The organism is Pseudomonas azerbaijanorientalis, assembly GCF_019139795.1.
Taxonomy (GTDB): Bacteria; Pseudomonadota; Gammaproteobacteria; order Pseudomonadales; family Pseudomonadaceae; genus Aquipseudomonas; species Aquipseudomonas laurylsulfatiphila.
In genome coordinates this window covers 2,142,607-2,164,668 of sequence record NZ_CP077078.1, presented here as the reverse complement: position 1 = coordinate 2,164,668, position 22,062 = coordinate 2,142,607, and the positions used below count along the sequence as shown (strand labels likewise).

Sequence of the window (22,062 nt, the reverse complement as noted above, 5' to 3'; positions counted from 1 at the left end):
CTCGGACACTCATCAGGTCTGGGGCACCGGGGCGACGTTTGCCGGCGGTTTTTTCGCCGTCGCACGCTCACCCAGGAACAGTACGGAAGTGAAGTTGAATCGACTGAAAACCATCGACAGCACCACCGGCCCCAGCAAGCCACTCGCCAGGCCACCGAGCACCAGAAGGCTTTCGTCCTTCACGCCCAAACGCCCCAGGACAAACCGCGAAGTGGCGGCAAACAACACATGGAACAGGAAAATCCCATAGGAGTACCCGCCGAGCCAGGTCAGCCATTTCGAGCGCATGTCACTCGACAGCAACGCAATGCAGGACACGCAACCCACGGTCAAACCGATCAGGCTGCGGCGGTCGACGATCAACTCGCGATCCACCGCCGCCACGTACAGCAGCGTCAGCGAGATCAACACAAACACCAACGGCCCGATCACCTTGAACCGGTGCTTCAACCCATCGACATTTTCCTGACCAATCATCCCCGCCACAAAAAACGGTAGCAGGTAGATCGCGCCGTTGATGCCGAACGCATCGAACTTGAACGGCGGTAGCAAAAACAGCACCGCCGCAAAGGCAAACAGCAGATACAAGCGCGTCGCCGAACGCAGCAAACCACGCCACTCCAACAGGCCGACGAACATGAAAATGATGAACACCGCCTGCAAGAACCAGAAGTGGTTGATCGGCACCCAGAACGACAACAACGCGTCGATCACGCTGACGTCCTTGTTCACGCCCGGGCCAACCGCCTGCAATACGGAGAACGGCACGCCCACGCAGAACAGCGGCACGATCAGACGCCGGACCTTGCCGCTGAAAAACGCCGAAAAGTCATTCCCACGGATTTTGTAGATGGAATAGATGTAGCCGGAAATGAAGGTGAACAGCGGCATGCGCACATACACCATCGAGTCGGCAATCACCCGGAACGGCGAGCCCAGGTCTATTTTCAAGCCACCGCCCAACGGGCCGATGACGTGATAGAGCACCAGCAGCAGGCACGCCAGGCCGCGCAGGGTTTCGATCTCCAGGGACTTTTTCTTGCTCGACATAAAGCACCTGCCTCAATTCAGAATTCTTGATTCAACTTGCACCGGCTTGTTCGCCCGCAACATCAACCCCAGGCCCACGAACAACACCGGTACCACCATCGAGAAGTGCCGGGCAAAGGAGCCGAAGTCCGGTTCGAACAGGCCTTGAACCAGCAAAAATGCCAGCGGAATCGCGATCAGTTCCTTGGGTTTGGTCTGGATCGGCGCGCCTTTGTAATCGGTCGAGGTGATGACTTTGAACAGCAGCAGCGCGGTCATGATCATCAACGCCACGAAGATCACCTGGCCTGGCCCCGACAGCAGAATCAACTCCACCGGGAACGACAACCGGAAGAAGATGATCATCGAGTCCAGTGCCTGCGAGACAAAGTCGCTGCCGCTGAGCCACGAGACGATCAACGACTTGGAACCCTCCTCGCCCGCCGTGCGCAGTTCGTTGTTACTGGCGCGAATCGACGACACCGGAAACCCGAGCGCTACCTGGATCGCCATGGCGACCGCCAGGTAGAACAGGAACAGCATCAGGAAGAAGGTGAAGCGCGAGACATACTTCTTCATCACGCAGACGCCGACCCAGGACAGTGAAAACAGAATCCAGTAGGGCCGGATCAGCACGCCGTAGATCACCGCCGAGAGAAAGAATCCGCCGCGATATTTGCGCGTCAAGGCGCTGAGCAAAATGCTCAACACTGCCACCGACACAATGATTTCCTTGGTCAGGTTTTCCAGGAAAAACGAGCGAACGATGCCCCACAGACACAGCGTGCCGAAAATCGTCAGGGGCATGCGCCGGAAGACCACCACCGGAATCGCCGTGAGGAAAAAATTGCAGAACATGCCGTAGGCCCAGGCATTGGTCAGATTGATCCCGGTGGGCCGCAGCAGAAACGCCGAACACTCATAGGAAGAGCGATCCGGCGAGAACGGGTTCCAGAAATTGCAGTTGTCGGCACGGGCGTAGGACGACCACAGGGTCATGGCATCCGGGCCAGGATCGCGGGGGACCAACAGCGGCATGGCCACCGACAGAAACAACCCGGTGAAGAGGATCAGGAACGAAATCGAGGAATCGAGTCTCTTGCCGCGAAACTCGATGCACGGCAGCTTCAACCCCATGCCAAAGCCCCTTTCGGCCGTGTCACACGGGTTAACACGGCAATCACGCCAAGCTGCACGATGATCGCAAAGACATTGCCCCAGGCAGCGCCGTAGATCGAGTAGTGCTTGATCAGCACGTAGCTGACCGGCACCGAAACCGACAAGCAGATCGCCGCACTGGCCAGTGACACCCGGCTGTTCTTCGAGGCAATCAAACCGCCCCAGACGATGTCGCCAATCGCGCGCAAGGCAAAGGAAAAAATCAGCACGCCAAGAATCGCATTGTCCGGACGCGGAACACTCGTGGCGACGTAATCGAGCACAACGTTGAAGAACAGATAAATCAGCACCGCCACCGCAGCGGACACCAGCAACGAGCGCATGACCCATTTGTTCACGAACAGTTGCCGGACCGTGAACGACTGTTGATCCGCCTGAAAACGCTTGGCGAGCACTGGAATGCCGACCACCGCCACCACCGCATAGGACAGCGCCTGCAAGGTATTGGCCGCCGACCAGGCGTACACGTATTTACCCAGGCTGGCGTAGGGCTCCAGATCGACGATCAGAAAGCGTTCGGCGTACTGACTCAACGCGATCAAGCCTGTGCCGAGATAGAACGGCAGCCCGGCCTTCCACACGGTTGCCGTGGCCAGCGTCCCGCTCACCCGGCCTTTGTGCACCTTCACCACGATCAGGTAGCCGGCCACGATCACCAGCACGTTGGCCGCCACCCACAACCACAGCACACTGGCGATCCCGGACACCCAGCCGAGCATCATCCCGCCAACGGCCAACAGCGCCCAAAGGCCGGTCTTGATGAAAAACAGCAGCGCGCCGGCCGTGGCTTTCTGCGCCGAAAACACGAAGGAGTTGATTTCGAACGACAGGTGTTCGGTGAGCAAAACCAGGGTCACGCAGAGGATCAGCGCCGTCGCCGCCTCGACTGCCTGGAACAGCGAATACACCATCACCGTCGCCACCGACAACAGCAGCCCCACGGCCAGGTACAGCAGCAGGACCTTGTCGACGACCCGTCGCGAACTGCCGCCGACGCTGATCAGCCGATTGATTTCGGAACTGAAACCGACGCTGTAGAACTTCGACGCAATCAACGAGGCGGCGACCACCACGCCGTAAAAACCCAGTGCCTCATAACCGAGGAAATGGGTGATCGCCAGCACCAGCAAAAACTTCGCGCCCAATGCCCCGCCGCGAAGCAGTAGCCGAAATATCATCGAACGATACCTTTGATGATGTCGTCCATGGCCACGGTTTTCGCCTCGATCTCGCGGCAGGTATCGGTCAGGCGCTGGCCAAAATTCGACAGCGCATTCGGTGCGTAGACCGTGTCGATGATGGTGTCGACATTGATGTCGCCGCCGTTGATCACCCAGTCCTCCACACCCATGTCCTGATAGGCGCCGAAACCTTTGCGCTCATAGCTGATGTGGTACGCCGGGACGCCGGACAGCAGCGATTCGATGGCGCCGTGCAAGCGCACCGAAATCACCAGGTCCGGCTGATATTTGGCCAAGGTCGCTTTCAATGGCAGCAGGTCTTCGGTAATGCCCAGTTCGCGATAGAACGCACCGTCATCGTTGCCGCGAACGGCGCTCTGCACCGCGCAAACCACTTTGCTCTTGTTCTTCAAGCGCTGCAGCAGCACCTTCAGATTGGCCACGTAGGCGACCTTCTTCTCCTTGCTCCACTGCGGCGGCTTGCGCAGCACGACGCACACCGTTGCCGGCGATGAGGCGCAACGGGTGAACTTGGGCTGCATGAGGATTTTGCTGGCCAATGACTGGACCGCCAGATCCGGCGCGCGGTAGACATTTTCACAGGCATCGAAAATCGCCGATGAGCGATTGTCGCGCACGAACACCGCATCGGCGCTGGCGTAATGCTCGACGATCTTGCTGCTCTCGCCGTGGAACGGCCCGATGCTTTGCGGCAGGTACACCGACGGCACTTTGCTGAGAATCGCCGTTTCCAGTTGCTTGGCGTGGCCCAGTTTCAACTTGATGTGTTCGAAGGCACTTTTGGAACGCATGTAGCCGCCACCGACGCCGACGATCAAATCGGTTTTCTTCAACAGATCCGCGAGACCGGCGTAGGACTGGTTGAGGAACACTGCTTGCTTGACCCGCCCCAGCCCCTTGGCCGCCATGACCGGCGCGTCAAAGCGCGGATGCGGCAAGTAACTGAAGGACTCTGGATCGGAAGCCACGACACTGATCGAGGTGTCCTCACCAAAGTTTCTCTGCACCAGGGCGATGGCCAGATCGACGAGCAGACCGTCACCGGAGTTGGACGCACTGTAGCCATGCAAAATCGTTACGTTCATATGCTTGAGTTCTACTTAAAAAGTGGGGGCGCGATACAGGTCATAGGTCTGGCGGATCATCAACGCGGCGCTGAAGCGCTCGCGGACGATGCTGCGCCCTTCGCTGCCAAGGTCGAGCAACCGCGGCTTCTGGATTTTCGTCAGCACATCGGCCAGCGCCTGGTGGTCGCCGCTGGGGAAGACGTAGCCGGACACCTCGTTGGTGACCAGTTCGGGCAGCGACGTGCAGTTGCTGGCAATCACCGGCAAACCCATGGCCATGCCTTCGAGCGGCACCATGGCAAAGCCTTCCCAGCGACTCGGGACGATCAACGCGTCGGCTTTGCGGTACAGCGCCTGGACTTCGCTCGGCGTCACCCAGGGCAGGTATTCAACCCCGTCCATCGGCGGGCACTCGACCGAATCCTCGTTCACGGCACTGCCGACCACCGTCAGTTTCAGGTCGCTGCGTTGGACGTTGGCGAAAGCCTTGAGCAACACGTCGAAGCCTTTCTGATAGTCGAGACGACCGACGAAGAGCAGATGAATCGGCTCGGGGCTGCTGGCTTTCGGCGCGTCATCCTTGTGATGAATGCCGTTGTAGATCAGCTTCATGCGCTTGCGCTCAATGCCGAACCGCGCGGCTTTGTCGAGCTCGTACTGGCTGACGCAGATGATCACGTCGGTGACCTTCTGCAATACCCGCTCGATCCACGCGTAGGCTTTCTGCTTGGTCGGCGAGCTTTCCATCAGGAACGAAAAGGCATGGGGGCAGTAGACGACTTTCGGCTTGCGCCAAGGTCGCAACATCACGCACACGCAACGCCCGATAACCCCGGAAAAGGTGCTGTGCAAATGCACGACATCGGGTTTTTCCTTGAGCATCACCTGGGTCAGTCGCCAGGCGAAGCGCAGCAACGACGGCACATTGCGTCCGGTCCGGGCGAAGGTGCGGATCTGTTGTCCGGCAATCCCGTGCAGTTCCTTTTCCTGATCCTGCGGGACCAGATAGACCAGTTCATAGCTTGCCGCGTCGCCTTCGGGCGAATCCGAAATCGTGCGGATCACCGTCGCGACGCCACCTTTGATCGTCTCTGCCACGTGCAGTATTTTTTTCACAACTCACCCACTTCAAACATGAAAGGACAACCGCTGACACTCAGGATTTGTCGGACGCGTATTCGTAGTTGTAATAGCCGTAGCCGCCGTTGCCGTAGTAGCTGGCCGCGCGTTTCTCAACGCCGTTGAACACCGCGCCCTTCAACTCGATGCCGTTCTGCGCGAAGCGCCGAATCGTCAGTTCGATCTCTTTGGCCGGGTTCACCCCGAAGCGCGTGACAATCAGGCTGATCCCCGCTTCGCGACCGACAATCGCCGCATCCGTCACCGCCAGCAGCGGTGGTGTGTCGATGATCACCACGTCATACAGCTCGCTGAGTTGCGCCAGCAGCTCACGAAAGTTGGCGTGCATCAGCAGCTCGGAAGGGTTGGGCGGGACCTGCCCGCGGCTGATGAAATGCAGGTTGTCGACTTCGACTTTATTGATCGCCTGCTCAAGGCTGCAGCGCTTGACCAACAGGTCCGACAAGCCATTGGCAATCGGTGTGTTCAGGGTCTTGTGCAGATGGCCTTTGCGCATGTCGGCATCGATCAGCACCACTCGCTGCCCGCTCTGCGCCATGACTGCCGCCAGGTTGGAGGAGACGAAGGTCTTGCCGACCTGGGGGCTCGGGCCGGAAATCATGATCCGGTTGCTGGTCGAATCCAGCCCGGCAAAGTGCAGGCAGGTGCGCAAACTGCGGATCGACTCGATGGACAGGTCCGTCGGGTTACGCAGGGCCAACAAGTACGCCGACTTGTCCGCCCCGTCCTTGGCGCGAACTTTTTTACTGTCTTCTTCCTGTTGCAGTGCGCTGTATGGAATGGACGCGTACACCGGCAAGCCGAGTTGCTCGATGGCCTCCGGACCTTCCAGGCCCCGGCTCAGGGACTTGCGCAGCAATACCAGCGCTACCCCGAAAAAGGCACCGAGGAAGGTTGCAATCAGAACGATCAAGGCTTTTTTCGGTTTGATCGGGCTGGTCAGGTCGACATCCGCGGAGTCGACCAAGCGCACATTGCCCACCGCCCCTGCCCGGACGATGTCCAGCTCCTGGGATTTGTTCAGCAGTTGCGTGTAGATCTGCGACGCCACTTCCACATCGCGAGTCAGGTTCAGCAGTTCCTGTTGCGTCGCAGGCAGGTCCTGGGCCTTGCTCTCCAGCGACTTCTGCTGCTGGGTCAATTCGCCGATCTGGGTCATCAGCGCGCGATACGCCGGATGCTGCCTGGTGAACTTGCGATCCATCTCCGCCTGTTGCATTTTCAGCTCGGAGATACGGGTGTCCAGACTGACGACCTGTTCCAGCACCGATTGGGTTTCGAGGGATATGTTGACCGTTTTGCCGCGGGTCTGATAACCGTTGAGCGCTTCGCTGGCCTTGGCCAGGTCGCGTTTGACCTGCGGTAACTGGCCTTGCAGGAACGCCAGGCTCTGCGCCGCTTCCGCCGACGTGCGTTGCACGTTCTGCTGCACATACAACGAAGCGATTTTATTGAGGATTTTCACCGCCTCGGCGGCGTCGGTGCTGGCCAGGGCCAAACGAATAATCCCCGACTCCTTGCCTTGCTCGGCAATATCCAGCGCATCCTGGTAGCTCTGGATGGTGACGATCCGTGGATTGCGCACCACTTCGAAGCGGGTGCCAGGGTTCGCCGACAACTGAGCGATCTGCCCCTCTATACCGTCTTTCGCGAACGCCTCGCCAGCGACTCCTTCGACCAGCAAGTTGTCGTTTTCATCGAACAGCTGGAATCGATGCTGCTCACCGGCAATCAGCGTGAGTTTCTTGCCCAGCCGTTCTTTCGGCAGATTGAGCCGGTTGATCTCCAGGCGCTCACCGCCCCAGGCGTAGCTGTTCAGGCCGAAACGCGGCGCCGCGACACTGAACTCGGTCTCGCCGCGATAACGTCGGGCGAGAAAGCCGCCGATGACCGGGAAGGTGTTGGGGGTGACGTCAATATCAAGGCGCAGATCATCGACCGTTTTGCCGATCACCGCGCGGGACTTGATGATGCCGATTTCGGTCACCGACGGCGATTGCCCGCCGAGCATGCTGTTGAGATCGGAGAACCCGAGCATGTCGTTCTTCTTCGGTTCGACCTGCACCAACGCGTTCGCCAGGTACACGGGAGTTGCCAAAACCGCATAGGCAACGCCGGTCGCCATGAAGGCACCGGTGAGCGCGCCGATCAACCATTTCTGGTCGATCAAACTGCCGAATATGCCGAGAAGATCAATGCTGTCTTGATCGTTGTCACGGGTGCCGATTACTGACGGTAACTGCATAAGTCTGTTCTTACCATTCACTGATCTGAAGAATATTCATCAATGTCCGAGGCGCTGCGCCCATGAGCTAACAGCATCTTCAATCAATGCATGGGCATGAATAAAAGCGGCCTTTCCTTGACGATACGGATCCTGTATTTCTCGTTCGCTCTGCCACTTTCCGAGCAGAAACACTTTGCCCCTGGCATGAGAGGCAATCTTCAGTACTTGTTTTACATGCTCTTTTTCCATGACCAGAATCAGGTCTGATTCATTAACGATATCCGGTGTAATTTGCCGCGCCTTAAAACCCTGGGCACTGTGCCCATGGTCTTCCAGAACCTGGAGGGCCGACGGCTCCATGGCCTCGCCAACCCGTGCGGCAAGGCCCGCCGAGGTGACAGTGATCGTTGAAGGGGCCAGCGCGTTACGCAGCAAAGTTTCTGCTGTCGGACTTCGGCAGATGTTGCCCACGCAAACGACAAGGATCTTTCTGAACAAGGTTACTTTCCCGTGTAATATCAATAGGCCAACATACCAGTGGGCTTTAGTGAACCCACAAGACCTCGCGGAACTGAGAAATAGATTCGCCCTGTTAATACAAGTGCATTAAGTACCACAGCCCCCAAAAGCCACCCAACCAGAATTACCGGACCAAAAATAACTGTGATTTTCCGGAACTGACTACCTGACAAAAAATAACATTCGCGCACTTCGCACCCTCGCGAGTATCGAAATGAAAGTAACGCGTCAACCATTGGAAAATCGTTATTACCCGCCAGGAGTGCAGGCATGAAAGCAGCACGTTTCAAACGGCTCACCGCCTCAACCCTGTTAATGCTGGGTGCAGCCAGTCAGGTTTATGCCAGTGACTTGTTCCCCTTGCTTGCCGCCAACAAGACCATCGGTGTCCAGGTGAAGATCCAGACCTTCTCCCCCACCGACGCCGAGCAGATCAAAGCCGCCGGCTTCGGATTCGTGCGCTTTGGCGTGTGGACCAACAGCCTGGGCGGCCCGGCCTATCAAAAGCAGATCAGCGACGCCTTTGCCGCAGCCAGGTCCGCCGATCTGCCGGTACTGATGACCGTACGCTCGACCAAGGCGCTGACCTCCGCGCCCGACAACACCAGCGAACTCGTTGCGGCGGGCGAATCGTTCGCCAGTTCGGTGAAGGGGCTGGAAAAATCATACGGCGCGCAGCTCGTCGCAATTGAAATATGGAACGAACCGGACCTGGCGAAGTACTGGCCAACCCGAAATCTCGACACGACCTTTGTGCCGTTCATGAGTGCCCTGTGCAAGTCGATGCAGGACCAACCGCCATCGACGCCGCTTATCGGCTTTGGCTTCGCCCGGCCACCGAGTGCCGGCACGACATCAGCCTTGGCGCTGAAAAAAATCGTCGGTGAATACCCCCGATGCCTGAGTGCGATCTCCTATCACCCCTATGGCATGTCCGGCGAGCAGATCAGCAAGGCCCAGGCGTTCATTCAGCAGAACTACCGTCTGCCGGGCGTCATCAGTGAATGGGGCGTGCCCTCCCTCAGCTCAAACGGCGGAATTGAAGCCCAGGCCAGCAAAATCAGCACCTTCATCGCCGACGTCAAGAAGCTCGACATCCCGCTGACATCGATTTACGAGTGGAAAAACAGTGAAACGGGCAGCAACGACCGGGAGCGGAATTTCGGTTTCCTGACCTCCGACGGCCAAGCGAAACCGGCGAAAATGGCCGTCTCTACCCAGTTGAATCCGCAGTAGGACGTACGTCGACGGGGCGCTGACGGTCAGTTGCTTTGAACCTGTGCCGCGTTTGGGCATCGTATTAATCGATACCACGCCCCGCCTTTCAAACAATTGTTTTCAGGTTGTTGCCGCAGGGGCCGTCTATACACGTACACGCCCTTGAGTGGCTGTCAGCGCTCGGGTAATGTCATCAGACCCATAGGACAGAGCACGCCCATGACTTCCAAGCTGGAACAACTCAAACAAATGACCACCGTGGTTGCCGACACCGGCGACTTCGAAGCGATCGCTCGCGTTAAACCGGTGGACGCCACCACCAATCCTTCCCTGCTGCTCAAGGCCGCGGCCATTCCTGCGTACGCCGAGCTGCTGAACGCCAGCGTCAACGACTGCAAGGGCGATGTGGGCTTGGCCAGCGACCGTTTTGGCGTGGCCGTGGGCCTGGAAATCCTGAAAGTGATCCCGGGCCGCATTTCCACCGAAGTGGATGCGCGCCTGTCGTTCGATTCCGATGCCATGCTCAAGCGCGCCCATCGCCTGATCGAGCTGTACGACAAGGCCGGCATTGGCCGCGACCGCGTACTGATCAAGATCGCCTCCACCTGGGAAGGCATCCGCGCCGCCGAGATCCTGGAAAAGGAAGGCATCCAGACCAACCTGACCCTGCTGTTCTCCTTCGCCCAGGCCGCCGCCTGCGCCGATGCCGGGGTGTTCCTGATTTCGCCGTTCGTGGGCCGTATCTACGACTGGTACAAGAAAGCCAACGGCAACGATTACACCGGTGCGGATGATCCGGGCGTGCAGTCGGTCACGCGCATCTACAACTACTACAAGGCCAATGACTACAAGACAGTGGTCATGGGGGCGAGCTTCCGCAATCTGGGCCAGATCGAACAACTGGCCGGCTGCGACCGCCTGACCATCAGCCCGGACCTGATCGACAAGCTGGCAGCGGATACCGGCAAGCTGGAACGCAAACTGGCGCCAGGCCATGCCGGTGAAGCGCGCCTGAGCCTCAACGAATCGCAGTTCCGCTGGTTGTCCAACGAAGATGCGATGGCGACCGAGAAGCTGGCCGAAGGTATTCGTCAGTTCGCGCGGGATCAGGAGAAGCTTGAGGCGCTGTTGCAGGCCAAGCTGTGATCTGAGCGGGTGTCATGCAAAAAGGGCGAACCCTCACGGGTTCGCCCTTTTTTGTCAGCAAGCTCGCACTCACAGGGATTGTGGATTGAAATCGAATCGTGCGCCAAGTGCAAAACCAATGTGGGAGCGGGCAAGTCGGATCGCCGCACCGCCGCTCCCACAGTGGATTGTGGTGAATCTGTGTTTAGCCAGACCAGACAGCATCACCTCAAGGGATCAATGCCGCTCCAGCGCATTCACCAGGTCATGGAAGGCTTCACGATTGGTGTCGTTCAGGCCCATGAGGATCTTGTGCGCTTCGAGCACCTTGATCCGCACCACTTCTTCGGACTGATCCTGATCTGGCAGGTCATCCAGGCATTCCGGGCAGGGCACCGGCTTGTCGACGATGTTGAAGACCTGCTCGAAGCCCATGGACTGCAACAGTCGCGTGATGTCTTCGTGGGTGGTGACGACGGTCGGCAGCAGGCCGACTTTCTGCCGCGACAGGATCGACAGCTTGGCCAGCAGGCCAAGCGTGGTGCTGTCGATGCTGCGGGTTTCGGTCAGATCGATCACGATCGCGTTGAAATTCAATGCGCTGAAGATCCGCTCAATAGTCGCATCCAACGCCGAACACAGGGTCAGGCGAACTTCACCGACGAACTTCAGGACGAAGGTGCCGTCCTGCTCGGCGAACTGGATTCTACCGGTACTCATCAAAGATTCCTGCTCAACACCAACAGGGCGATATCATCCGGCATCTCCCCTAGCGTGGCCAATCCAAAAACCTGCCGCAGCCCATCCAGGGTGCCGCCCGCAGCCTTGACCCTTTGGGGCAATGCCGCTTCTTTTTCTTTGAGTGTGGGTTCTGGCAAAAGGTCCAGAATGCCATCAGACATCAGCGTCAGGCTGAACGTCGGTGGCAATTCCAGCACGTGGTCTTCATAGGTGGCTTCGTTGAAGAGGCCCACCGGCAGGCCACGCCCTTCCAGATAACGAACACTGTCTGGCGTGTACAACACTGGCAACGGCAAATGACCGCCGATGCTATAGGTCAACAAACCGGTCTCCTCGTCGATGACTCCACCGACCATTGTGACGTGTTTACCCAGCTTACAACTGATCAGGCCCCGGTTGATATGACCAAGCACCTCTGAAGGCTTGAATTCCGGCAAGGTGCCGCTGCGCTTGGACTCGAACAGCAGGCGCGTGGTCATGAACTTCAACAGCACGGTGACGAAGGCTGAAGAGGCGCCATGCCCGGAAACGTCCGCCAGGTAAAACGCTACCCGACGCTCGTCGACGCGAAAGTAGTCGACGAAATCACCCGACAGGTACAGCGACGGGATGATCTGGTGAGCAAATTTGAACTCGTCGATGGTCCATGGGCTGACCGGCAGCATGTTCATCTGCACCTGTCGACCGGCGTTCTGGTCTTCCTGGAGCAGGTTCAGGCTGGCTTCGAGCTCGCGGTTGGCCTTCTCCAGCTTCTCGCGGTAGCGCTGGTTTTCCAGCAGCAGGCGCGCGCGATCCAGGGCCCGGCGCACAGAGTGCTCGAGCACCGCCAGATCTTCGAGAGGCTTGATCAGGTAGTCCGCCGCGCCCAGGCGCAGGGCCTCGACCGCGTCGTTCATCACGCCGGCACCCGACACCACGATCACCGGTGTTTGCGGCGACAGCTCGGTGACCTGGCGGATGAGTTCGAGTCCGCCCATCTGCGGCATGCGCAGATCGCAGATGACCAAGTCGGGCTTGTCTTGCTCGAATACCTGAAGACCCTGCTGGCCATTGCTGGCCTGCAAGACGCTGAAACCACTGTCTTCCAAATAGGCGGCGAGGCTCGCGCGCACTACTTCGTCATCATCGATTATCAGCAGCGTGGCACTGGTTTTTGGCATGTGGGCAAACGGCGCCAGAATTAGGTTGGCGTAGCAGGCGGGGAATTTGACCCGGCACTCACTACTGGATTCGCTTTCTAGCCTCTCTGTCGCACCGCTTTCGGGCATTTGCCCTACACACGTGTACACCAGAGGTGCCCTTCTAAGGCGCAGACGGTACTCCCATCCGCGGGGCGTTTCAAGCTCACGCCGATGGTCGCTTGACGTCTTTGTTTGTCAAATCACCGAGAGTTATAAGAACAGTCAAATCCGTAACCCAATGGAAGGTTCGAACCCGCGAGTCAAACCGGTCGGCACTACAGTAAAAAGCCCGATTTCACCCGCTGGCGGGTCTTCGCAAACAAAAAAGGCGACCTTGATTAACGGCCGCCTTTTTTCAGTTTACCGGTCGAGATCAGAAATCGTCTTCGACCTGACCGTCTTTTACCTTGAATTCCCGGTTCTGCAGGTACGCATTGCGGATGAAGGTGTACTTGTCGCCAGTGATCAGCTTCTCGCTCGACAGCAGGTTGGCACGCGTATCGATGATGTCCAGGGCGAAGAACGAGTTACGCACAGGAACGTCGTTCACGTAGCGATAGGCGCCCGTGTAGCTGTCGACGTACTTGGACGGTGCATCGCGCAAGGTGCTTGGGCCCAGCAGTGGCAGCATCACGTAAGGGCCGCTGCCGACACCCCAGTAACCCAGCGTCTGGCCGAAATCTTCGTCATTGCGTTGCAGGCCCATTTTGGTGCCGACATCAATCACGCCCAGCAAGCCGAAGGTGGTGTTGAAAATGATGCGTGCGGTATCAACGCCCGCGGCATGAGGCTTGGCCTGCAGGATATCGTTGGCGAGGTTGCGCACATCGCCGATGTTGCGGAAGAAGTTGTGAACGCCGTCCTCGACAAACTGCGGTGTTATGTACTGGTAGCCCTGGGCCAAGGGCTTCAGCGCATAGGTGTCGACCACGTCGTTGAACTGGTAGATCGGGCGGTTGACGCTTTCCCAAGGATCATCTTCCGAGGCTGCCTGGGCAACGAACGGAACCAGCATCACGCTGGCGCATACACAAATCCTGGCTAGATGATTGCTCCAGCGCATAGAAAAAAAACTCCTTGGTTTGTACCGGCTCGGGCGCCTGGCCCGGGCAATAAGTGGGCAAGTATAAGACGTAAACGCCGTTTAAGGCACTTTGCACGCATCTTGCCGTAGGAATCGTGCGAACTGTGAGCGATTCACATCCATGTCACTCAACTGTCACCGTCGCCCGCTAGCCTTCAGGCTATTTCAGGGACGTCCATATGCCGCTCGCCGAAGCCTTGCCCCAAACCGCACCCCGTCTGACCGCCGTACTGTTCGGCCTCAGTGGCTGCCTTGTGGATTTCGGCGCGCACACCCATCGCCACGCCAGCCACTCGGCCGAGCACGCAGAGTCCACACCCGGCGCACTGGACAGCCTGCTCAGTTTGCAGCGCCAGCAAATTCCCTGTGCCTGGCTTGATGAACTGCCCCCGGACCTGAGCCAGTCCCTGGCGGCTGCGCTGCCGGAATGGATCAAACCATCGCAACATCCAGCAACAATTAGCCCATGGCCTGCCCCGGATGCCTGCTGGCAAGCCTTGATGAGCCTGAACGTCGACCGACTCGACGGCTGTGTACTGGTGAGCGGTGAACCCCGCCTGCTGCAAGCGGGCCTTAATGCCGGGCTGTGGACCATCGGCCTGGCGTCCTGCGGTTCGCTGTGCGGGTTGGCGCCCCGGCAATGGCAAGCGTTGACCCAGCAGGAGCGCGACATCAAACGCGGCAAGGCCACGATGCAACTGTTCGGCCTGGGTGTGCATTCGGTGATCGATCACCTCGGTGAACTCGACACCTGCCTGGCAGACATCCAGTTGCGCCGGTTCAAAGGCGAAAAGCCCTGATCGAGATCATGCAGGTTAGACAGGAGTGGATTAATCTAAAGGTCAGCCATAGACCTTTGGCGGACCGCTGCGGTCTATGCCAGTGCCAATCGAGAGAAGGAAGAACGCCATGCCTGCCCGCGAACTGCAAGAACAGCTCAATACCCTGCGCGAGCAATTGGAACAGAATCCTCCACTGTCCGATATTGAACGGGAAGATCTGCGCGCACTGATGCAACAGATCGAACTTGAGCTTGAGCTCGAAACCAAGACCCAGGATTCCAGTATCGCCGACAACGTCAACCTCGCCGTCGAACGCTTCGAACTCGAACACCCTACCCTTGCCGGCACCCTGCGCAACATCGGGCAGGCCTTGGCCAACATGGGGATCTGAACCCTCCTGATGCAAAAACCCCGCTGGCGATGGCGGGGTTTTTTAATTTCCATGATCTGAACGCAATCCCCTGAGGGAGCAGGCTTGCTCGCGAAAGCGGTGGGTCAGTCAACATCATCGTTGAATGTGAAGCAGCCTTCGCGAGCAAGCCCGCTCCCACATTAAAGCGTTACTGGCGGACCAGGCGATGGTTCGGCAACTGCACCTCTTCAGTGCTGCGATACGGGTTGATATCCAGCCCGCCACGACGCACATAACGCGCGTACACCGTCAGTTTCTCCGGTTTCAACAACCGCTGCAGGTCGAGGAAGATCCGCTCCACGCACTGCTCATGGAAGTCCGAATGCTGACGGAAGCTGACGATGTACTCGAGCAGACTCGCGTGATCCAGCGCCGCACCCCGGTACTCCACTGCCACGCTGCCCCAGTCCGGCTGGCTGGTGACCGGGCAGTTGGACTTGAGCAAATGGCTGTGCACGCTCTCCTCGACGATGCGCGAATCATCGCAACGCAGCAGTTCCGGCCGTGGATGCTCGTAGTTGCTGACGCTGATATCCAGTTCGTCGATGCACACGCCCGGCAAGGCCACGACGCCTTCGCGCTCGACATCCTTGAGACTGCGAATGCGCACCCCCACCGGCTTGCCGGCAGCCGCCGACAAGTCCTTGGTCAGCGTCGCCTCGAGGCTCGCGGTGTCGGTAAACGGCGTCTGGTTCAGGGAGTTGAGGTAGAGCTTGAACGATTTCGACTCGATGATGTTCGGCGAATCCGCCGGAATGCTGAATTCGCCGATCGCCACCACCGGCTTGCCCGAAGGCAGCAGCCAGGACAGTTCGAAGCAGTTCCAGAAGTCCACGCCTTTATACGGCAGGGTTTCAGCCGTCAGGCCCAGCTCCGCCCACTTCGCGGTGCGCGGGATCGGGAACAGCAGGGACGGCGTGTAGGTGGCGATGTATTCGCTGGACTTGCCCAGCGGCGAGTGTTCGGCTGCGGGATGCATGGCGGAAACCTGACTGAAGAATCAGCGGATTCTATCAGCCTTTGCTCCCGCCTTTGAGTGCTTACTGACTGACAGTCAGTTTGCCGACCATGCCGGCCTGGTAATGACCGGGGATGTTGCAGGCAAACTCAAGGTTGGTGGCCTTGTTGAAGGCCCAGGTCAGCTCGGCGGTCTTGCCCGGCTCCACCAGCACGCTGTTGGGGTCGTCATGCTTCATGCCGTGATCCATTTTGCCGTGATCCATGCCGGCCATTTTGCCGTGGTCCATGGCCTTCATGCCGCTCTGTTGCATCTGCAACATTTCCTGCTGGTGCCTGGCGTGCATCGCCGCATCCCCCAGGTTGAACTCATGCAGCAACCGGCCTGTATTGAGCAGCACGAAGCGCACGGTTTCCCCGGCCTTGATGTCGATGGCCTTCGGCGCGAAGGACATGTCCCCCATGACCACTTCGACACTGCGGGTCGCCTTGGCCGCCGGGGCCGGCTGGCCGAAATCGTAGGCATGCCCGCCGTCCGCCCACACCGGTGAGCTCAGCGCCAGCAAACACAGGATTTGCGCCAGGGATTTGCGTAAAAACATCGTCATACTCCAACAAGATAAGGCTCAGCATGAGGAAAACTCTAAACTGCTGCCACTGCCCACAACCTGACAGCCAGATTACAACTTTGTCAGGTTGACCTGTATGAACGCTGCCCACGGTATAAAGCGTTCGTTCCACTTGCCATGAGTCGCCCATGAAACTGCTGATTGTCGAAGACCAACCGAAGACCGGCCACTACCTGCGTCAGGGTCTGGCCGAGGCCGGGTTCAACACGGAACTGGTGGCCGACGGCAGCACCGGCCAGCAACTGGCCCTCAGCGGCGAGTATGCCCTGCTGATTCTCGATGTGATGCTGCCCGGTCGCGATGGCTGGCAGATTCTGCAAGCCGTGCGCGGCGCCGGCCTGGACACGCCGGTACTTTTTCTGACAGCGCGCGACGCCGTGGAGGACAGGGTTCACGGCCTCGAACTGGGCGCCGACGACTATCTGGTCAAGCCGTTTGCGTTCTCCGAACTGCTGGCCCGGGTCCGCAGTCTGTTGCGTCGCGGTAGCGCCACGCCTCAGGAGACCAGCCTGCAACTGGCCGATTTGCGCCTGGACCTGATCCGTCGCCGGGTCGAACGCAGCGGCCAGCGGATCGACCTGACCGCCAAGGAGTTCGCCCTGCTGGAAATGCTCCTGCGCCGTCAGGGCGAAGTCCTGCCCAAGTCGCTGATTGCGTCCCAGGTCTGGGACATGAATTTCGACAGCGACACCAATGTCATCGAGGTGGCGATCCGCCGACTGCGCCTGAAGATCGATGATGAGTTCCCCAACAAGCTGATCCACACCGTGCGCGGCATGGGTTACGTGCTTGAAGAGCGCCCTGCCTGATGCGCCGTCTCTCCTTGAGCAGCCGCCTGGCGCTGTTGTTTGCCGCCTGCACCGCCGTGGTATCGCTGTTCGCCGGGGTGCTGTTCAGCCGCGCCAGTGAGGCGCACTTTGTTGAGCTCGACCAGCAATTGCTGGGCGCCAAGCTGACGGGCCTGCGTCGGGCCCTGCACGACTTTCAATCGAGTAACAGCGAAGTGAAGCTGACGGAGGAACTGAGCCGACAGGCTGATCTGTCACTGCGTATCACCGGCAGCGACGGTCAGCGCTGGTATGACAGCTCGACAAACCTTCCGCTGCTGTTGCCGCGCCAGCCCGGATTGTCGACGGTGAGCCATGAAGGCATGGATTACCGCGTGCTGAATGCGCCGCTTGATGCGAACAAACCCGATTCACCGCAACTGACCCTGATGCTGGACATCACCCACCACCAGCACTTTCTGCAACGCATGCAGCATCTGATCTGGCTGACCGTCGGCCTGTCAGCCCTGGCCACCGCACTGCTGGGGGCATGGGCGGCGCGCAGCGGCTTGCGCCCGTTGCGGCGCATCAGTGCGGTCGCCAGCGGTGTTTCCGCGCAATCGCTGAACATGCGGTTGCCTGAAGAAAACATGCCACCGGAACTGGCGGAAATGGCCCACAACTTCAATGCCATGCTCGGACGCCTCGACGACTCTTTTCAGCGCCTGTCCGCGTTCTCTGCCGACATTGCCCATGAACTGCGCACCCCATTGTCGAACCTGCTGACCCACACCCAGGTCACCCTCACCCGCCCCCGCCCCATCGAGGACTACCGCGAAGCCCTGCACAGCAACCTCGAAGAACTGCAGTGGATGGCGCAACTGGTCAACGACATGCTGTATCTGGCCAAGGCTGACCATGGCCTGTTGATGCCCAAACGCGAGCCCTTGGAGCTGGGACACGAAGCGGATCTGCTGCTGGAGTTTTTTGCGCCGCTGGCAGAGGACGCTCAGGTGAAGTTGAGCCGTGACGGTAATGCGCGCATGGAAGGTGATCGCAGCATGTTGCGTCGGGCGCTTTCCAATTTGCTGGACAATGCGTTGCGGTTTACACCGATTGAGGGCGAGGTTCGGGTGCGGATTGTCGAGCAGCCGAAAGAATTGTGCCTGACCGTTGAAAATACGGGCCAACAGATTTCCGAAGATCTATTGCCACGCCTGTTTGACCGGTTTTATCGGGCCGATCCTGCACGTCGCGAAGGCAGCAGTGAACATGCGGGGTTGGGGTTGGCGATTACGCAGTCAATCATTCGCGCCCACGGCGGGCAGATTCGTTGCGAATCGGAGAATGGATGGACGCGGTTTGTGATCGAGTTGCCAAGGGGGGATTGAGGCCGGCAGTTCCGACCTCTTCGCGAGCAAGCCCGCTCCCACAGGGGGACGCATTCCAATGTGGGAGCGGGCTTGCTCGCGAAAGCGGTGTAACGGCTTACGAATAGCGCAATGCGTGAGCCGGTTCGATCTTCGCCGCACGCCACGCCGGGTAAACGGTGGCGAGGAAGCTCAAGACAAACCCTGCCGAGCAGATCAGCACCACATCGCCGCCTTGCAGCTCGGACGGCAGGTTGCTGACGAAATACACGTCGGAACTGAAGATGTGCTGCCCGCTGACCCGCTCGATCCAGCCCACGATCTGGCTGACGTTCAGCGCGGCAATCACGCCCAACACACCGCCAATCAGGGTGCCGACAATACCGATCACCGTGCCCTGCACCATGAAGATCGCCATGATCTGTCGCGGCGTGGCACCGATGGTGCGCAGGATCGCGATGTCCGCGCCCTTGTCGTTCACCACCATGATCAGGGTCGCGATGATGTTGAACGCCGCCACCGCGACGATCATCAGCAAGAGCAGGCCGATCATGGTTTTTTCCATCTTCATCGCACTGAACAGGCTGCCCTGGGTGTGGGTCCAGTCGTCAGCCTTGTAGGCGGCACCCAGCCCCGTGGCGATGTCGCTCGACACTTGCGGTGCGGCGTACAGGTCCTTCACCGCCAGGCGCACGCTCTGCACCTGATCCGGCTCCCAGTGCTGCATCTGCGCGGCATCGGCCATGTGGATCAGGGCCATGGTGCCATCGAGCTCGGCACCGACCTTGAACACGCCGACCACATTCAGCCGTTGCATGCGCGGGGTAATGCCGCCCGGCGCATTGCTGACTTCCGGCACGATGAGGGTGATCCTGTCGCCGACGTTCAAGCGGAAGCGCCGGGCCGTGATCTCGCCGATCACCACGCCGAATTCGCCCGGCTTCAGGGCTTCGAGACTGCCCTGGACGATGTGCTTGGCGACGATCGACACCTGGCCTTCCAGCGCCGGGTCGACACCGCTGACCTGGATGGGCTGCATCGTGCCCTTGTAGGACAGCATGCCTTCCATCTCGGTGAACGGCACCGCCGCCGTCACTTCCGGGTTTTTCATGGCGGCCGCTGCCACGGGCCTCCAGTCGTCAATCGGGTTGACACCGACGATGGTGGCATGCGGCACCATGCCGAGGATGCGCGAGCTCATTTCGCGCTGGAAGCCGTTCATCACCGACAACACCACGATCATGGCGAGCACGCCCAGGGCGAGGCCGATCATCGAGGTCATCGAGATGAAGGAAACAAAGCGATTACGACGCTTGGCGCGGGTATAGCGCGTGCCGATAAAGATCGATAACGGTCTGAACATTCGCTGGGGCACCGTATAAATATTAAAGACCCGATGCCTTTCCGGGCATCGGGTTGCAGCCAATCAGATGGGCGTGAGGCAACCTTCCTGCAGGTGCAGGACGCGGTCCATCTGGCGGGCCAGGTTCATGTCGTGGGTCACCACCAGGAACGCCGTGCGCATCGAGGTGCTGAGTTCCAGCATCAAGTCCTGAATGCCCTGGGCGGTGTGGGAGTCGAGGTTGCCGGTCGGCTCGTCGAGCATCACCAGGCCCGGTGTGTTGACCAGGGCGCGGGCGATGGCCACGCGCTGACGCTCACCACCAGACAATTCGGCCGGTTTGTGTTCCAGCCGGTGGCCCAGCCCTACCCGTTCCAGCAACGCCGTGGCACGCTGGCGCGCTTCGGGGATCGCGGTCTTGCCGATCAGCAGCGGCATGCAGACGTTTTCCAGCGCCGTGAATTCCGGCAGCAGGTGGTGGAACTGGTACACGAAGCCCAGGGCTCGGTTACGCAGCAGGCCGCGCTTCTTCTCGCTCAGCGCCGACAGTTCTTCGCCATCGAGCCACACGCTCCCCTTGGTCGGCGTATCGAGGCCGCCCAACAGGTTGAGCAAGGTGCTTTTGCCCGAGCCCGACTTGCCGACAATCGCCACACGCTCGCCCGGATGCATTTCCAGTTGCAGCCCGGCCAGAACCTCTACCGACTCCGGACCTTCCTCGTAGGATTTGCCCAGGTTGCGGCAGCTCAAGATTGCTTTATCACTCATGCCCGACTCACTCATAACGTAGCGCCTCCGCAGGCTGGGTGCGCGCGGCACGCCAGGCTGGATACAGGGTGGCGAGGAAACTCAGGATCAACGCGGCGGCGCAGACCATGACAACGTCCTGGCTCTGCACTTGCGACGGCAGGTAATCGATGAAGTACACGTCGGCGTTGAGGAATTTGTGGCCGATCAGGCCTTCGAGGGCCGAGATCGCGGCACTGACATTCAGCGCGGCGAAGATCCCGACCACGGCGCCGATCGCGGTACCGACCACGCCGATCACCGTGCCCTGCACCATGAAGGTGCGCATGATCGTGCCCGGCGTGGCGCCCAGTGTGCGCAGGATCGCGATGTCACCCTTCTTGTCGTTCACCACCATCACCAGTGTGGAAATGATGTTGAACGCCGCGACGGCAACGATCAGCAGCAGCAACAGGCCGATCATGGCTTTTTCCATGCGGATCGCCTGGTACAGGTTGCCGTGGGTGCGGGTCCAGTCGCGGGCGTAGAAGCGGTCTTCGCCGAGGTCGCGGGCGATGCTCCACGCGGTGCGCGGCGCCTGGAACAGGTCGTCGAACTTCAGGCGCAGGCCCTGGACCTGATCCGGTTTCCAGCGATGCAGCCGGGCCAGGTCCTGCAGGTTGGTGACGCCCAGGTAGCCATCGAGCTCACCGGCGCCGACATGGAAAATGCCGACCACGGTAAAGCGCTTCATGCGCGGGAACATCCCGGCCGGGGTCACGGTGACCTCCGGCGCGACGAAAGTCAGCTTGTCGCCGATTGCCGCACCGAGCTTGGCCGCGGCCTTGTCGCCGATAACGATGCCGAACTCGCCCGGCACCAGGTCGTCGAGTTTGCCCTGGGTCATGAAGTGATCGATGATCGACACCTGGCGCTCTTGCGCCGGGTCGATGGCATTGAGCAGGACCTTCGAGACCTTGCCGTTATTGGTCAGCAACCCCTGCATTTGCGTAAACGGCGCCACGGCCGTCACTTGCGGGTTCTGCCTGACTTTGGCGGCCAGGCTTTGCCAATCGCTGATCGCTTCGCCGGACTCGATGGTCGCGTGGGGCACCATGCCCAGCACGCGGGTGCGCATCTCATGATCGAAGCCGTTCATCACCGATAGCACCACGATCATCACGACCACGCCAAGGGCGAGCCCGATCATCGAAGTCAGGGAAATGAATGACACAAAATGATTGCGACGCTTTGCACGGGTGTAACGCGTGCCAATAAATACGAAGAGAGGTCTGAACATGTCGGGGCTTGTTCGGAGGGAAAAGGAACGTCCTTGTGGCGGGGGTCGATAACCAGCTTTACACT

Annotated in this window: 21 protein-coding genes; 6 read left to right on the top strand and 15 right to left on the bottom strand. The window is 59.5% G+C overall.

Annotated features, from left to right (window positions below):
• Positions 1–12: 12 nt before the first annotated feature.
• From KSS91_RS09375 to KSS91_RS09345, 7 genes are read right to left on the bottom strand one after another with little or no spacing between them, the layout of a single operon-like run.
• Positions 13–1,050 (bottom strand): acyltransferase family protein, encoded by a 1,038-nt coding sequence (locus tag KSS91_RS09375; protein WP_217837704.1) that lies wholly within the window; start codon positions 1,048–1,050, stop codon positions 13–15.
• A 12-nt stretch (positions 1,051–1,062) separates the two neighbouring features.
• Positions 1,063–2,166 (bottom strand): hypothetical protein, encoded by a 1,104-nt coding sequence (locus KSS91_RS09370; RefSeq protein ID WP_217837703.1) that lies wholly within the window; start codon positions 2,164–2,166, stop codon positions 1,063–1,065.
• On the bottom strand, positions 2,157–3,386 hold the full coding sequence (locus KSS91_RS09365) for an MATE family efflux transporter (protein ID WP_217837702.1): 1,230 nt from the start codon (positions 3,384–3,386) through the stop codon (positions 2,157–2,159). The genes KSS91_RS09370 and KSS91_RS09365 overlap by 10 nt, the downstream gene beginning before the upstream one ends.
• Positions 3,383–4,495 carry a polysaccharide pyruvyl transferase family protein gene (locus tag KSS91_RS09360; RefSeq protein WP_217837701.1) on the bottom strand — a complete coding sequence of 371 codons (1,113 nt, stop codon included), beginning with the start codon at positions 4,493–4,495 and terminating at the stop codon, positions 3,383–3,385. The genes KSS91_RS09365 and KSS91_RS09360 overlap by 4 nt, the downstream gene beginning before the upstream one ends.
• Before the next feature lie 15 nt (positions 4,496–4,510).
• On the bottom strand, positions 4,511–5,593 hold the full coding sequence (locus tag KSS91_RS09355; RefSeq protein ID WP_217837700.1) for a glycosyltransferase: 1,083 nt from the start codon (positions 5,591–5,593) through the stop codon (positions 4,511–4,513).
• 40 nt (positions 5,594–5,633) lie between these two features.
• The gene (locus KSS91_RS09350; protein WP_217837699.1) at positions 5,634–7,862 is read right to left on the bottom strand and encodes a polysaccharide biosynthesis tyrosine autokinase; all 2,229 of its coding nucleotides are present in this window, start codon (positions 7,860–7,862) and stop codon (positions 5,634–5,636) included.
• A 39-nt stretch (positions 7,863–7,901) separates the two neighbouring features.
• Complete coding sequence (locus tag KSS91_RS09345) at positions 7,902–8,342, bottom strand: low molecular weight protein-tyrosine-phosphatase (RefSeq protein ID WP_102698720.1); 441 nt, start codon at positions 8,340–8,342, stop codon at positions 7,902–7,904.
• 291 nt (positions 8,343–8,633) lie between these two features.
• Here KSS91_RS09345 and KSS91_RS09340 point away from each other — a divergent pair, with 291 nt between their 5' ends.
• A complete protein-coding gene (locus KSS91_RS09340) occupies positions 8,634–9,599 on the top strand; it encodes a glycosyl hydrolase family 5 (protein WP_217837698.1) in 966 nt (321 codons plus the stop codon).
• A 201-nt stretch (positions 9,600–9,800) separates the two neighbouring features.
• On the top strand, positions 9,801–10,727 hold the full coding sequence (gene tal / locus KSS91_RS09335) for a transaldolase (protein ID WP_217837697.1): 927 nt from the start codon (positions 9,801–9,803) through the stop codon (positions 10,725–10,727).
• Positions 10,728–10,943: 216 nt separating this feature from the next.
• On the opposite strand, the gene rssC is transcribed toward tal, so the two are convergent.
• The 3 genes from rssC to KSS91_RS09320 all read right to left on the bottom strand — a co-directional run bounded on the left by rssC (position 10,944) and on the right by KSS91_RS09320 (position 13,691).
• Complete coding sequence (rssC, locus tag KSS91_RS09330) at positions 10,944–11,426, bottom strand: anti-sigma factor antagonist RssC (RefSeq protein ID WP_007978612.1); 483 nt, start codon at positions 11,424–11,426, stop codon at positions 10,944–10,946.
• On the bottom strand, positions 11,426–12,607 hold the full coding sequence (gene rssB, locus KSS91_RS09325; RefSeq protein ID WP_032829882.1) for a two-component system response regulator RssB: 1,182 nt from the start codon (positions 12,605–12,607) through the stop codon (positions 11,426–11,428). Before rssB ends, rssC begins: the two co-directional genes overlap by 1 nt.
• Before the next feature lie 394 nt (positions 12,608–13,001).
• Positions 13,002–13,691 carry an MlaA family lipoprotein gene (locus tag KSS91_RS09320; protein ID WP_217837696.1) on the bottom strand — a complete coding sequence of 230 codons (690 nt, stop codon included), beginning with the start codon at positions 13,689–13,691 and terminating at the stop codon, positions 13,002–13,004.
• A gap of 200 nt (positions 13,692–13,891) precedes the next feature.
• On the opposite strand from KSS91_RS09320, the gene pcrP reads away from it, so the two are divergent.
• On the top strand, positions 13,892–14,512 hold the full coding sequence (gene pcrP / locus KSS91_RS09315; protein WP_217837695.1) for an HAD superfamily inactivated hydrolase PcrP: 621 nt from the start codon (positions 13,892–13,894) through the stop codon (positions 14,510–14,512).
• Between the two features lie 109 nt (positions 14,513–14,621).
• Entirely contained in the window at positions 14,622–14,885 is a 264-nt protein-coding gene (locus KSS91_RS09310; protein ID WP_217837694.1) for a DUF4404 family protein, read from the top strand.
• Positions 14,886–15,054: 169 nt separating this feature from the next.
• Here the strand turns inward: KSS91_RS09310 and queF are convergent, their stop codons facing one another.
• Both queF and copI read right to left on the bottom strand, forming a co-directional pair.
• Positions 15,055–15,885, bottom strand: coding sequence for an NADPH-dependent 7-cyano-7-deazaguanine reductase QueF (gene queF / locus KSS91_RS09305; protein ID WP_217837693.1), 831 nt, complete (start codon positions 15,883–15,885; stop codon positions 15,055–15,057).
• A 61-nt stretch (positions 15,886–15,946) separates the two neighbouring features.
• On the bottom strand, positions 15,947–16,465 hold the full coding sequence (gene copI, locus KSS91_RS09300) for a copper-resistant cuproprotein CopI (RefSeq protein WP_217837692.1): 519 nt from the start codon (positions 16,463–16,465) through the stop codon (positions 15,947–15,949).
• A gap of 155 nt (positions 16,466–16,620) precedes the next feature.
• Between copI and KSS91_RS09295 the strand changes: the two genes are divergently transcribed.
• Positions 16,621–17,301: a heavy metal response regulator transcription factor gene (locus KSS91_RS09295; RefSeq protein WP_015095939.1), complete on the top strand. Its 681-nt coding sequence runs from the start codon at positions 16,621–16,623 to the stop codon at positions 17,299–17,301.
• Positions 17,301–18,650: a heavy metal sensor histidine kinase gene (locus tag KSS91_RS09290; RefSeq protein ID WP_217837691.1), complete on the top strand. Its 1,350-nt coding sequence runs from the start codon at positions 17,301–17,303 to the stop codon at positions 18,648–18,650. The genes KSS91_RS09295 and KSS91_RS09290 overlap by 1 nt, the downstream gene beginning before the upstream one ends.
• A gap of 97 nt (positions 18,651–18,747) precedes the next feature.
• On the opposite strand, the gene KSS91_RS09285 is transcribed toward KSS91_RS09290, so the two are convergent.
• The 3 genes from KSS91_RS09285 to KSS91_RS09275 form a co-directional block, all read right to left on the bottom strand.
• Positions 18,748–19,992 (bottom strand): lipoprotein-releasing ABC transporter permease subunit, encoded by a 1,245-nt coding sequence (locus KSS91_RS09285; protein WP_102675103.1) that lies wholly within the window; start codon positions 19,990–19,992, stop codon positions 18,748–18,750.
• A gap of 63 nt (positions 19,993–20,055) precedes the next feature.
• A complete protein-coding gene (gene lolD, locus KSS91_RS09280) occupies positions 20,056–20,739 on the bottom strand; it encodes a lipoprotein-releasing ABC transporter ATP-binding protein LolD (RefSeq protein ID WP_217837690.1) in 684 nt (227 codons plus the stop codon).
• 7 nt (positions 20,740–20,746) lie between these two features.
• Complete coding sequence (locus tag KSS91_RS09275; protein ID WP_217837689.1) at positions 20,747–21,997, bottom strand: lipoprotein-releasing ABC transporter permease subunit; 1,251 nt, start codon at positions 21,995–21,997, stop codon at positions 20,747–20,749.
• Positions 21,998–22,062: the final 65 nt, after the last annotated feature.